A 12,319-nucleotide genomic window follows, 5' to 3' on the forward strand; every position below is an offset into this window, starting at 1 on the left:
CGGAACCCCCTGTTTTCGGGCGCACGAAGGCCCCGCCGTGCGGATCGGCGGGGCCTTCGACAGGTCGGCGGGGCCTTGGCGCGGTGCGGCTCAGACCGCGAGGTTGTCCGCCATCTCCTCGGTGAGGTTGGACTCCGTGCCCGGGATGCCCAGGTCCTGCGCCCGCTTGTCGGCCATGGCAAGCAGGCGGCGGATGCGGCCCGCGACGGCGTCCTTGGTCAGCGGCGGGTCGGCGAGCGCGCCCAGCTCCTCCAGGGAGGCCTGCTTGTGCTCCATGCGCAGGCGTCCGGCGGCCGCCAGGTGCTCGGGCACCTCCTCGCCGAGGATCTCCAGGGCGCGCTGCACCCGGGCGCCCGCGGCGACGGCGGCGCGGGCCGAGCGGCGCAGGTTGGCGTCGTCGAAGTTGGCCAGGCGGTTGGCGGTGGCACGCACCTCGCGCCGCATCCGCCGCTCCTCCCAGGCCAGCACGGACTCATGGGCGCCGAGCCGCGTCAGGAGGGCACCGATCGCGTCACCGTCACGGACGACGACGCGGTCCACACCGCGTACCTCGCGGGCCTTCGCGGCGATCTGCAGCCGCCGGGCCGCGCCGACGAGCGCGAGGGCGGCCTCCGGACCCGGGCAGGTCACCTCCAGGGAGGAGGAGCGGCCGGGCTCGGTCAGCGAGCCGTGCGCGAGGAACGCGCCGCGCCAGGCGGCCTCCGCGTCGCAGGTGGCCCCCGAGACCACCTGCGGCGGAAGGCCCCGGATGGGACGGCCGCGGCCGTCGACCAGGCCGGTCTGGCGGGCCAGCTGGTCGCCGCCCGCGACGACCCGCACGACGTACCGGGAGCCGCGGCGCAGTCCGCCGGGGGCCATCACGATCAGCTCCGAGCTGTGCCCGAAGATCTCCAGGATGTCCCGCTTGAGCCTGCGGGCCGCCATCGCCGTGTCCAGCTCCGCCTCGATCACGATGCGGCCGCTGACCAGGTGGAGTCCGCCCGCGAACCGCAGGATCGCCGAGACCTCCGCCTTCCTGCAGCAGGTCCGGGTGACGGGGAGCCGGGAGATCTCGTCCTTCACCGCTGCCGTCATCGCCATGGGCCGATCCTTCCATGCATCCGAAAAATACGGTCGTACGCGGCGGCCAGCAGCTCCGGGTCGTGCTTGGGGCTGCCGTCCTGGCGGGCCACCGGCGCCAGCTCCACCGTGGCGCCGAACCGCTTGGCGGCGTCGGTGAGGGATCCACGGTCGGGCACGGCGGCCTCGTCGGCCAGCACCACGTCCAGGGCGAGTTTAGGGGCGTGTCGGGCCAAAACCTCCAAATGACGCTGCGGAGAGAACCCTTCGGTTTCTCCGGGCTGCGGCGCGAGGTTCAGCGAAAGGATTCGCCGGGCCTTGGTCTCCGTGAGGGCGTCGAGCAGCTCGGGGACGAGCAGGTGCGGGATCACGGAGGAGAACCAGGAGCCGGGCCCGAGGACCACCCAGTCGGCGTCCAGGACGGCGGCGACCGCCTCCGGGACGGCGGGCGGGTCCTGCGGGACCAGGTGCACGGACTGCACCTCGCCCGGGGTGAGCGCCACCGTGGCCTGCCCGCGGACCGTGTCCACGTCGTCCGGGCGCTCCGGGTCGTGGCCCTTGACCAGGGCCTGGAGCTCCAGGGGCACCGCGGACATGGGCAGCACGCGCCCGTGCGCGCCGAGCAGCTTGCCGACCAGGTCCAGGGCCTGGACGTGGTCGCCGAGCTGCTCCCACAGGGCGACGATCAGGACGTTCCCCACGGCGTGCTCGTGCAGGTCGCCGCGGGACTGGAAGCGGTGCTGGATGACGCGCGCCCAGGTCTGGCCCCAGTCGTCGTCGCCGCACAGCGCGGCGAGCGCCTTGCGCAGGTCGCCGGGCGGAAGCACCCCGAGCTCCTGCCGCAGGCGGCCGCTGGAGCCGCCGTCGTCGGCGACGGTGACGACGGCGGTGAGGTCCCCGGTGATCCGGCGCAGGGCGGCCAGGGACGCGGACAGGCCCATGCCGCCGCCGAGCGCGACGACCTTGGGCTGGGCGCCCCGCTTGCGGCCCAGGCGGGTCAGGCGGAGCACCCGGCGGTTGGGGTTCATTCGCGCCCCATGTCCCGGTGGACGATGACCGTCTCGACACCGGCGGAGGAGAGGCGGGCGGCGAGCTTCTCGGACGTGGCGACGGAGCGGTGCTTGCCGCCCGTACAGCCCACGGCGATGGTCACGTACCGCTTGCCCTCGCGGCGGTAGCCCGCGGCGATCAGCTGGAGCAGCTCCGTGTAGCGGTCGAGGAACTCCTTGGCGCCGGGCTGGCTGAAGACGTACGCCGACACCTCCTCGTTGAGGCCCGTGAAGGGGCGCAGCTCCGGCACCCAGTGCGGGTTGGGCAGGAAGCGCATGTCGACCACGAGGTCGGCGTCGACCGGCAGGCCGTACTTGAAGCCGAACGACATGACCGTGGCCCGCAGCTCCGGCTCCTCGTCGCCCGCGAACTGGGCGTCCATCTTGGCGCGCAGCTCGTGCACGTTCAGGCTGGAGGTGTCGATGACCAGGTCGGCGTCGCCGCGCAGCTCGCGCAGGAGCTCGCGCTCGGCCGCGATGCCGTCGACGATGCGGCCGTCGCCCTGGAGCGGATGCGGGCGGCGCACCGACTCGAAGCGGCGCACCAGGGCCTCGTCGGAGGACTCCAGGAAGACGGTGCGCCGCGTGACGTTCTTGGACTCCAGGTCCGCGAGGGACTCGCGGAGGTTGTCGAAGAAGCGGCGGCCGCGCACGTCGACGACGACCGCGATGCGGGCGACGTTGCCCTGGGAGCGGGCGCCGAGCTCCACCATGGTGGGGATCAGGGCGGGCGGCAGGTTGTCCACGACGAACCAGCCGAGGTCCTCCAGGCACTTGGCGGCCGTGCTGCGCCCGGCCCCCGACATGCCGGAGATGATCACCAGCTCGGGGATGGCCGCCTCCGCGGCCTCCCCTGCCTCGATGGTGGTACTCGTACTCACCTGTGTGCCGCCTTCGTCGTGCTCGCTCATGTCTCCGTCCCCCGTCGTGGTTCCTCGGCACCCACGCGCGTGGGTGCCTCGCTGTCTTCCGGGGCCGCGGTCGGCGCGGGCCCCTTGCCGTACTCCGAGTCTCCCGCCGTCGCGGGGTCCTCGCCGTCGGCCGAGTCTCCCGCCCCCGCGGGTTCCTCGTCTTCCATGATCTCTCCAGTCGCCGTGTTCACGGCGGGCGCCACCGGGGCCGCCTGGGCGAACGCGGCCGCGATGGCTTCCGCCGTCTTGCGGCCGACGCCCGGCACCTCGCAGATCTGGTCGATCGTCGCGGCCCGGAGCTTCTTCACCGAACCGAAGTACTTGATCAGGGTCTGTTTACGCGCGTCACCGAGCCCCGGAACGTCGTCCAGCGGGCTCGCACGGAAGCGCTTGGACCGCTTGACGCGCTGGTAGGTGATCGCGAAGCGGTGCGCCTCGTCGCGCACGCGCTGCAGCAGGTAGAGCCCCTCGCTGGTGCGCGGCAGGACCACCGGGTCGTCCTCGCCGGGCACCCAGACCTCTTCGAGGCGCTTGGCGAGGCCGCAGACCGCGATGTCGTCGATGCCGAGCTCGTCCAGGGCGCGCTGGGCGGCGGCGACCTGCGGCTGGCCGCCGTCCACGACGACGAGCTGGGGCGGGTAGGCGAACTTCTTGGGGCGCCCGTCCTCCTCGGTGAGGCTCGCCTGGACCTCCTGCGCCTCCTGGGTCTCCTGGGCCCCCTCCGGGGACCACTCCCCCGTCTTCTCCTTCTCGGCGAGATACCGCTTGAAGCGCCGCGTGATCACCTCGTGCATGGACCGGACGTCGTCCTGCCCGGCGAAGCCCTTGATCTGGAAGCGGCGGTACTCGCTCTTGCGGGCGAGGCCGTCCTCGAAGACGACCATGGAGGCGACGACGTCGTCGCCCTGGAGGTGCGAGATGTCGTAGCACTCGATGCGCAGGGGCGCGCTGTCGAGCTCCAGGGCGGCCGCGATCTCCTCCAGGGCCCGGGAGCGGGTCGTGAGGTCGGAGGCGCGCTTGGTCTTGTGCAGGACGAGGGACTGCTGGGCGTTGCGCGCGACCGTCTCCATGAGGGCCTTCTTGTCGCCGCGCTGCGGGACGCGCAGCGACACGTTCGCCCCGCGGCGCTCCGTGAGCCACTCCTGGACGGGCTCCGCGGGGTCGGGCAGGGCCGGGACCAGGACCTCCTTGGGGACGGCGTCGCCGCGCTCCTCCCCGTAGAGCTGCTGCAGGGCGTGCTCGACGAGGTCGCCGGTGGTCACGGCCTCCACCTTGTCCGTGACCCAGCCGCGCTGGCCGCGCACGCGCCCGCCGCGCACGTGGAAGATCTGGACGGCGGCCTCAAGCTCGTCCTCGGCGACGGCGATCAGGTCGGCGTCGGTGGCGTCGGCGAGGACGACCGCGCTCTTCTCCATCGCCTTCTTGAGGGCGTCTATGTCGTCGCGGAGGCGGGCCGCCTTCTCGTACTCCATCTCCTCGGCCGCGTCCATCATCCGGCGCTCCAGGCGCCGGATGTACGTCCCCGTGCGGCCGGTCATGAACTCGCAGAAGTCCTCCGCCAGTTGCCGGTGGTCCTCGGCGGATACGCGGTCCACGCAGGGCGCCGAGCACTTGCCGATGTAGCCGAGGAGGCAGGGGCGGCCGGTGCGGGCGGCGTTCTTGAAGACGCCCGCCGAGCACGTGCGCACGGGGAAGACGCGCAGGAGCAGGTCCACCGTGTCGCGGATCGCCCACGCGTGGCCGTACGGGCCGAAGTAGCGCACGCCCTTCTTCTTCTGACCGCGCATCACCTGGACGCGCGGGAACTCCTCGTTCATCGTCACCGCGAGGTACGGATAGCTCTTGTCGTCGCGGTACTTGACGTTGAAGCGCGGGTCGTACTCCTTGATCCAGGTGTACTCCAGCTGGAGCGCCGCCGTCTCCGTGGCCACGACCGTCCACTCCACGGACGCGGCGGTCGTCACCATCGTGGCCGTGCGCGGGTGCAGGTTGGCCAGGTCCTGGAAGTAGCTGGCCAGGCGCTGGCGCAGGCTCTTGGCCTTCCCGACGTAGATCACACGGCGGTGCTCGTCACGGAACTTGTAGACCCCCGGCGAGTCGGGGATCTGCCCCGGCTTGGGGCGGTAGCTGGAAGGGTCGGCCATGTCGGACAGCCTACTGGCGGGGTGTGACAGACCGGGTTCCGCCCGCGGCGAGCCCGCCCGCCCGAGAGGGCGGGCGGGCGGGAGAAGCCCCGGCCGAAGGCCGGGACCACCTCAGCCGAGACGGCGAGCGCGCCGCCGCACCACAGCGACCCCGGACAGACCGAGGGCGACAGCGGCCCCGGCTCCGGCCACGGAGGAGACGACGGTCACCGCCCCGTCGGTCGAGGACGCGGCCGACTCGGGGGCGGACTCACTCACCGCACCCTCTGCACCAAAACCACCGGCCTTGCCCGACTTCGCGTAAGCGGACCCCGGCAGCTTGTCCCCGTACGCCTTGTGCACCCGCTTCTGGTAGGCGGAGACCGTGGTGCCGTCGGCCCCGACGGCCCGCACCGCGTCCTTGTCGAGCGGCAGGACCCGCTCGCCCTTCTGCACGTACCAGGCGTTGATCTGCGGCTCGTGGAAGACGGTGCCTCCGGGGAGCTTGTCGGCACCCACGCGCGCGTAGCGGGTCTCGTCGTCCCCGGTGGCGATGTTCACGACCTGCCAGGAGCCGGCCTGCTCGACGGTCCAGAGCGAGGCCTTCTGGCCGTCGGACGAGACCGCCTTGCTGGCGAGGAACTCCATGCGGGCGACCGGTACGTCCTTCTTGCCCGCGACGAAATCCGGCGCCAAGTAGTACACGGGTACGGCCGCTTCGCCCGTCACGCGCGGGTCGGCGGCCGCCTTCGAGACCGCTCCGTCCCGCGCGAAGAAGCGGGAGAGCGTGTCGAGGGTCTTCGAGGACCCGGCCGCGTCGTGCGCGGCGCCCCGGGCGGCCTGGGACGGCGCGGGCGGGGCCGCGGGCCCGGAGTCGGCGGTGGCGCCCGGCGCCCCGAGGCCGAGCAGCAGGGTGGCGGCCGAGCCCGCGAGCGCGGCCTTCAGGAGGGTGCGGGGAAGTCGACGTGTCATCGCTCTCACGCCCCGATCCGGTACAGCGAGTGGGTCCAGGAGAAGGTGTTGTTGTTCACGTACCAGGAGTGCGACGCCCAGTTGTAGCGGTCGCTTGAGGGCCACGGGTCGCCCCAGTACACCCAGCTGTTCGCGGTGTCGTACCCGTAGATGACGTGCATGTGGCCGCCGCCGTTGGACCACTGGATGCGGGTCTCTATGGGGCGGTTGGCGTTGATCTCGGTCTGCACCGTCGGGTAGCGCAGCCAGCCGGTGACGTACGAGCCGGAGTTGATGCCCGCCCAGTCGAGGGCGTTCTGCACGTTGCCCAGGGTGGCCTGGTTGTTGGGGCACTCGGTGTTCTGGCTGCGGTTGAAGGCGGCGTTGCAGAACTGGTTCTGGGAGTAGTTCTTGCCCAGGTACGTGGCGATGGTGTTGCCCGCCGCGGCCCAGCACCAGTTGGTCTTCTGCTGCGCCTGCATCGTGATGTTCAGGCGCTTGGCGGCGAGGACGGACGGGTCGGCCGCCCCGGGGACGGCCGCCGCTCCGGAGGCGCCGGGCGCCACGGACGTCGACGCCACCGACGTGGCGGCGGGGGAAGAGGTGTCGTGCGGAGCCGCCGCGGCCGTGGCCGTCGGTACGGCGAACAGGGCCGTCGCGGCGACGGCGAGCGCGGACAGCCGTCTCCGTCGGCTGAGCCTGCCTATGGGGTGCATCGCGGTCCTCCCGAGCGAAGTGGGGGTGAGATGTGGAGGAGCGCGTCCGGACGCTGCTGCGTTGAGCATCAGGTGTTGTCGAGTGCAGGTCAACACGCTTCAATGCGGGATGACTTGAACCGTGAACAACAGCCCACCCCTGTGAACACCGCCCGCACGCTCACCTGGTCAACCGCCCCGACCCGGGCGTACGCGCGAACAGTCGGTGTGAACGTTCACAGAAAGGACCCGCGGTGTTGCACGCCTCCCCCCACGCCATGACCCTCCCGACACCCGCCCCGACACCCGCCCCGACATCCCTCCCCACGTCCCCCACGCCCCCCACGAAGCTTCCCGCCGACGGCATCCCGGCGGACCTCGCCTCCGCCCTGCGCGCCGGCCCCTTCCACGTCGCCCTGCGCGCGGCGATCGCCGCCCGGCGGCTGCCCCTGCAGCGCGTGCGCCACCACCTCGCACGCCACGGCGTCAGCGTCGGCGTGACCAGCCTGAGCTACTGGCAGCAGGGCGCGCGCCGCCCCCAGCGCGCCGAGTCCCTACGGGCCGTACGCGCCCTGGAGGAGATACTCGAACTCCCCGAGGAGTCACTGATCAGACTCCTCGCCCAGGCCGACGAACGCCCCGACGGCGAGCGCCCCGCCGCCCGCTCGTACCGCTCCCTGGTGGAGGCCTCCGACATCCTGCAGTCCCTGATCGCCGAGCTCGGATCACCGCTCGACGGCGGCCTGCACACCATCGGCCACCACGAGCGCGTCCGCATCGGCGCGCACCGCGAACTCCTCGGCCGCGACTCCGAGCACATCGTGCGCGCCCACAGGGACGGCGTGGACCGCTACATCGCCATCCACCACGGAGACCCCGGCTGCACTCCGGAGCGCACGGCCGTCCTTGCCCTGGAGAACTGCCGTACAGGGCGCGTGCGGTGGCACCACAGCACCGGCGTCCTGGTCGCCGAGCTGCTCTTCGACACCCGCCTGCGCGCGGGCGAGACGCATATGTTCCGCTACGGCTTCGAGGACGGCACGGCCGGAGCGAGCAGCGAGTACTTCCGCGGATTCAGCTTCGCGGGCGGCCAGTACGCCCTCCAGGTCCGCTTCGCGGAAGAGGCCCTGCCGGTGCGCTGCCAGCGCTTCACCCAGCACTCGGCGGCCGCCCCGCGCGTGGGACGCCAGGAACTCACCCTGAGCGGGAGCCACCGGTCGGTGCACCTGGTGGAACCGCAGGTACGGGCCGGGATCGTGGGGATCGAGTGGGGCTGGGAGTAGCCGGGCGCTCAGGCGCCGGGCCCCGCCACGATCTTGCCCTTCTCCACCTTCACCGGCAGTTCCTTCAGCGGCGCCACCGCGGGCTCGTGCAGCACCTTGCCGTTCGTCGCGTCGAACTGGCTGCCGTGGCAGGGGCAGGTCAGCTTGCTGCCCTGGAGCTTGTTGATGGGGCACTGGGCGTGGGTGCAGATCGTGCTGTACGCCTTGTACTCGTCGTCGGTGATGCGGCTGACCACCACGTTGTGGTCCCGGTAGAGCTTCGACTCGCCGACCGCCACCTCGTCGGACGCGCCCAGGTCCACCGGCTCCGTCGGCGCCGAGCGGCTGCCGCCCTTGTCGTCGGTCGAGCAGGCGGTGAGCCCGAGCCCGGCGGCCGGAGCGAGTGCGGCCGCGCGCAGCACGGTACGGCGGGCGTGGGGCGTGCCGGGCATGAAGTCTCCACAGGTCAGGGGCGTTCGGCGACGGATCAGACCATACCGGTGCGGATCACCGCGACCGCGTTGGGCACGGCCGTGACCGGGTACGGCGTGGTCGTGCCCGAGTCGCGCCCGCTCCGGCCGCACCGGCCGGGCAGGCTCTAGCCTGGGCGAAAGCTGCGCGCCTGAAAGGATCCGTCAGTGATAGTCGTCGCAGGTGAGTCCCTGATCGACCTCGTTCCGCAGGAGGCCGCGCGAGGGGCTTCGCAGCGGGCCGGAACGGGCGGCGCGGCCGGTGCGGGCGGTGCGGCCGGTACGGGCGGTGCGATCAGTACGGCCGGTCCGATCGCTGCGGGCAGTGTGCCGCTGCCCGCGCTCGCGCCGCGGCTCGGCGGCGGCCCGTTCAACACCGCGGTGGCGCTCGGCCGGCTCGGCTCGCCCACGGCGTTCTGCTCCCGCGTCTCGCTCGACGCGTTCGGCGAGGCGCTGCTCGCGGGGCTGCGGGCGGCGGGGGTCGACGTGTCGTACGTCGAGCGCGGCGCCGAACCGACGACGCTCGCCGTGACCTCGATCGGCGCGGACGGCTCGGCCGGCTACTCCTTCTACGTCGAGGGCACCGCCGACCGGCTCTTCGCCGCTCCGGCGCGGCTCCCGGACGGCGCCCGGGCGATGTCCTTCGGGACCTGCTCGCTGGCCCTGGAACCGGGCGCCAGCGCGTACGAGGAGGTACTGCGGCGCGCGGCGGCGGGCGGTGTCTTCACGACCCTCGACCCCAACATCCGGGCCGGTCTCATCCCGGACGCGGACGCCTACCGGGCCCGGTTCAAGAGCTGGCTGCCGTCGGTGACGCTCCTGAAGGTGTCGGAGGAGGACGCGCGCTGGCTGGGCGGCTCGCCCGAGGAGTGGCTGGCGTCGGGCCCTGCCGCCGTCGTGGTCACGCGGGGCGCCGACGGTCTGTCGGTGTTCACCGGGGACGGTGGCGCGCACGCCGTGCCGGGCGTCCCGGTCGACGTCGTCGACACGATCGGTGCGGGTGACACCGTCAACGCGGCGCTGCTGCACGGCCTCGCCGCGCGGGACGCCCTGTCGGCGGACGGGCTCGCCGGGCTCGGCGCCGACGCCTGGGCGGAGGTCCTGCGGTTCGCGGCGCGCGCGGCGGCCGTCACCTGCTCCCGCGAGGGCGCGGAGCCGCCGTACGGCTGGGAGCTGGCCGGGGTGTAGCCGGGAGCCGGCCGGGGTGCGGGGGGGGCGCCGCGTACGCGTACGTGGCCGGACCCGCGTACACGGCGTACGTGCCGTACCCGGCCGTTCAGCCGCTGACCGCCCGCAGGCCTCCGGGCTTGCGGCCGTTGAGCCGGTCGAGGGCCGCGGCCGTGGTCTCGTCGGCCGGGAGGTGCACGAGCAGGCGCTGGCCGTCGATGTCGGGCAGCGCCAGCGTCTCGTAGGACAGGCGCAGGATGCCCACTTCGGGGTGGTCGACGCGCTTGACGCCGCTGCGGCGCGGCAGGCCGGGTACGCCCTCGATGCGGTCGGTGAAGGGTGCCCCCGCGAGGACGGTCAGCTCGTCGACGAATCCCCGGACATGCGGGTCGACCATGGGTGACTCGCTTCTGAGGTGGGCGATTTCGTCGTCCGCGACGCGGTCCCACTCGGGGAACGCGGCGCGGGCCCGGTCGTCGGTGAAGACGTGCCGGACGACGTTGGGCCGGTCGCCGTCGAGCAGGCCGAGAGGGCGCGCGATCCGTTCGTACGCCGTCGTGTACGTGAGGACGTCGCCGAGCCGGTTGAGGAGCACGGCCGGGGTGGGCTCCAGGCGGTCGACCAGGTCCCGCACGGTGGGGCGCACCGTGCGGGCGGGCGGCGGGGCGTCGGCGCAGCAAGGGGCGTCGGCGCCGGTGCTCACCTTGTGGAGGCGGCGCAGGTGGAGGCGTTCCTCCACGCTCATCCGGAGGGCGTCGCCGAGGGCGCCGAGCACTTGCGGTGAGGGGTGGCGGTCGCGGCCCTGTTCGAGCCGGGTGAGGTATTCGACGCTGATGCCGGCGAGCGTGGCGACTTCGGAGCGGCGCAGTCCCGGTGTGCGGCGGCGCGGCCCGCTGGGCAGGCCCACTTCGGTGGGGGTGAGGGCCTCGCGGCATGTGCGCAGGAAGGCTCCCAGCTCGTTGTCGCTCACCGTTCGAACGTATCAGGGGGGCGGGGCGTGTTCCGCCCCTGATGGTGGCCCTGTCACTACCAGTCTCCGCTCGGCCTTCCTCGGGTTCCGGCGCCGCCGCACAGTGGTCGGCATGACCTTCGAAACCACTGAGACGACCGCCGCCACGACGACCGCGGGCGGCCTGCCGCTGCCCGCGGGCCGCTGGGCGTTCGACCCGCTGCACTCCGCTGTGAACTTCACGATCCGCCATCTGGGCATTTCCAAGGTGCGGGGTCGTTTCGCCGAGTTCGACGCGGAGTTGGTGGTGGGCGGGACGCTCGCGGAGTCCGCGGTGAACGCCACCATCGCGCTCGCGTCGATCGACACCGGCAACCCGGACCGGGACGCGCATGTCCGGGCGTCCGACCTGCTCGACGTGGAGAAGCGTCCGACGATGACGTTCCGTTCGACGCGGATCACGGGTGCGGGCGAGGACTGGACGCTCGAGGGCGACCTGACCATCGGCGATGTGGCGCGTCCGGTGTCGCTCGCCGTGGAGTTCGGCGGGTTGGGTGCCTTCGGGGAGGCGCGGCACGCCGGGTTCGAGGCGACGGGTGAGATCCGGCGCAGCGAGTTCGGCCTGACGTTCGCGCCGGGTCTGCTCGGTGAGGTCGTGAAGATCCAGCTGGACATGCAGTTCCTGGAGCCGGGCGGCGGCGCGGGCCAGGAGGGCGCGTAACGGTCGCCGACCGGTCCCTCAGCCGTCGCCGAAGGCGCCGTGCCGTCCCGCTCCCGCGGTGAACCGGGCGGCGCCTTCGGCCGCTTCACTGAGGGCGTGCCGTCCGTGGCTCAGTTCGACGGCGAGCGCCTGCCGTTCGGGGAGGCCGTGCTGTTCCCTGACGGAGAGCCGGTCGTGCCGCAGACAGGTCCCCGGGAACGCGGCGATCTCGGCGGCCAGGCGCTCGGCGGCCTCGCGGGCGGTGCCGCGCGGCACGACGCGGTTGACCAGGCCCATGCCGAGGGCCTCGGCGGCGTCGACGGGGCGGCCGGTGAGGATGAGGTCCAGGGCGCGCCCCTCGCCGACGATGCGCGGCAGCCGTACGGTGCCGCCGTCGATGAGCGGTACGCCCCAGCGGCGGCAGAACACGCCGAGTACGGCGTCGTCCTCGGCGACGCGGAGGTCGCACCAGAGGGCGAGCTCCAGGCCGCCGGCGACGGCGTGACCGGAGATCGCGGCGATCACCGGCTTGGACAGGCACAGCCGGGTGGGGCCCATCGGCCCGTCGTTGGCGCCGCCGCTTTCGTTGGCGCCGCCGCTCTTGTTGGCGCCGTCGACGTCCGTGATGGCGTTGCCGTCCGGTGTGCCGATGGCTTTGAGGTCGGCGCCCGCGCAGAACGTGCCGCCCTCGCCCCACAGGACGGCGACGGAAGCGTCCGGGTCGGCGTCGAAGGCGCGGAAGGCGTCGGCGAGCGCGCGGGCGGTGGGCCCGTCGACGGCGTTGCGCGCCTGGGGACGGGACAGGACGACGGTGGTGACGGGGCCTTGGCGCTCGCTGCGTACGGGCATGCCGCCCACCCGACCATGCGAACGGCCCGTGGAACAAGGGGTGTTCGGGTCCCGTGAACGGCGGAGGTGGGGCCCCCCGCGGGGCGGGCGGGGGCCCCCCCGCCGCGCGGGGCCGCGGGCGGGCGGTGGGGGGC

Annotated in this window: 12 protein-coding genes; 3 read left to right on the forward strand and 9 right to left on the reverse strand. The window is 73.0% G+C overall.

Annotation, left to right across the window (positions count from 1 at the left end):
• Positions 1 to 90 precede the first annotated feature (90 nt).
• The 6 genes from whiA to ACFWZ5_RS14990 form a co-directional block, all read right to left on the reverse strand.
• On the reverse strand, positions 91 to 1,080 hold the full coding sequence (gene whiA, locus ACFWZ5_RS14965; RefSeq protein ID WP_384797258.1) for a DNA-binding protein WhiA: 990 nt from the start codon (positions 1,078 to 1,080) through the stop codon (positions 91 to 93).
• Positions 1,071 to 2,087 (reverse strand): uridine diphosphate-N-acetylglucosamine-binding protein YvcK, encoded by a 1,017-nt coding sequence (gene yvcK / locus ACFWZ5_RS14970; RefSeq protein WP_384797261.1) that lies wholly within the window; start codon positions 2,085 to 2,087, stop codon positions 1,071 to 1,073. The genes whiA and yvcK overlap by 10 nt, the downstream gene beginning before the upstream one ends.
• Positions 2,084 to 3,019, reverse strand: a complete 936-nt coding sequence (rapZ, locus tag ACFWZ5_RS14975) for an RNase adapter RapZ (protein WP_384797264.1) — start codon at positions 3,017 to 3,019, stop codon at positions 2,084 to 2,086. Before rapZ ends, yvcK begins: the two co-directional genes overlap by 4 nt.
• Positions 3,016 to 5,163 (reverse strand): excinuclease ABC subunit UvrC, encoded by a 2,148-nt coding sequence (uvrC, locus tag ACFWZ5_RS14980; protein WP_384797267.1) that lies wholly within the window; start codon positions 5,161 to 5,163, stop codon positions 3,016 to 3,018. Before uvrC ends, rapZ begins: the two co-directional genes overlap by 4 nt.
• Positions 5,164 to 5,274: 111 nt before the next feature.
• Complete coding sequence (locus ACFWZ5_RS14985; RefSeq protein ID WP_384797270.1) at positions 5,275 to 6,114, reverse strand: hypothetical protein; 840 nt, start codon at positions 6,112 to 6,114, stop codon at positions 5,275 to 5,277.
• A gap of 5 nt (positions 6,115 to 6,119) precedes the next feature.
• Entirely contained in the window at positions 6,120 to 6,809 is a 690-nt protein-coding gene (locus ACFWZ5_RS14990) for a papain-like cysteine protease family protein (protein ID WP_384797273.1), read from the reverse strand.
• Between the two features lie 257 nt (positions 6,810 to 7,066).
• Between ACFWZ5_RS14990 and ACFWZ5_RS14995 the strand changes: the two genes are divergently transcribed.
• A complete protein-coding gene (locus ACFWZ5_RS14995) occupies positions 7,067 to 8,071 on the forward strand; it encodes a hypothetical protein (RefSeq protein ID WP_384890754.1) in 1,005 nt (334 codons plus the stop codon).
• An 8-nt stretch (positions 8,072 to 8,079) separates the two neighbouring features.
• Here the strand turns inward: ACFWZ5_RS14995 and ACFWZ5_RS15000 are convergent, their stop codons facing one another.
• A complete protein-coding gene (locus ACFWZ5_RS15000) occupies positions 8,080 to 8,502 on the reverse strand; it encodes a Rieske (2Fe-2S) protein (protein ID WP_384797276.1) in 423 nt (140 codons plus the stop codon).
• A 186-nt stretch (positions 8,503 to 8,688) separates the two neighbouring features.
• Between ACFWZ5_RS15000 and ACFWZ5_RS15005 the strand changes: the two genes are divergently transcribed.
• Positions 8,689 to 9,708 (forward strand): carbohydrate kinase, encoded by a 1,020-nt coding sequence (locus ACFWZ5_RS15005; protein ID WP_384797279.1) that lies wholly within the window; start codon positions 8,689 to 8,691, stop codon positions 9,706 to 9,708.
• Between the two features lie 88 nt (positions 9,709 to 9,796).
• On the opposite strand, the gene ACFWZ5_RS15010 is transcribed toward ACFWZ5_RS15005, so the two are convergent.
• Entirely contained in the window at positions 9,797 to 10,657 is an 861-nt protein-coding gene (locus tag ACFWZ5_RS15010; protein WP_384797282.1) for a helix-turn-helix transcriptional regulator, read from the reverse strand.
• A 112-nt stretch (positions 10,658 to 10,769) separates the two neighbouring features.
• Between ACFWZ5_RS15010 and ACFWZ5_RS15015 the strand changes: the two genes are divergently transcribed.
• Positions 10,770 to 11,357 (forward strand): YceI family protein, encoded by a 588-nt coding sequence (locus ACFWZ5_RS15015; RefSeq protein ID WP_384797285.1) that lies wholly within the window; start codon positions 10,770 to 10,772, stop codon positions 11,355 to 11,357.
• A gap of 18 nt (positions 11,358 to 11,375) precedes the next feature.
• On the opposite strand, the gene ACFWZ5_RS15020 is transcribed toward ACFWZ5_RS15015, so the two are convergent.
• On the reverse strand, positions 11,376 to 12,185 hold the full coding sequence (locus tag ACFWZ5_RS15020) for a crotonase/enoyl-CoA hydratase family protein (RefSeq protein WP_384797288.1): 810 nt from the start codon (positions 12,183 to 12,185) through the stop codon (positions 11,376 to 11,378).
• Between the last annotated feature and the right edge of the window lie 134 nt (positions 12,186 to 12,319).

The sequence above is a fragment of the Streptomyces sp. NPDC059003 genome, from assembly GCF_042740445.1.
Taxonomy (GTDB): domain Bacteria; phylum Actinomycetota; class Actinomycetes; order Streptomycetales; family Streptomycetaceae; genus Streptomyces.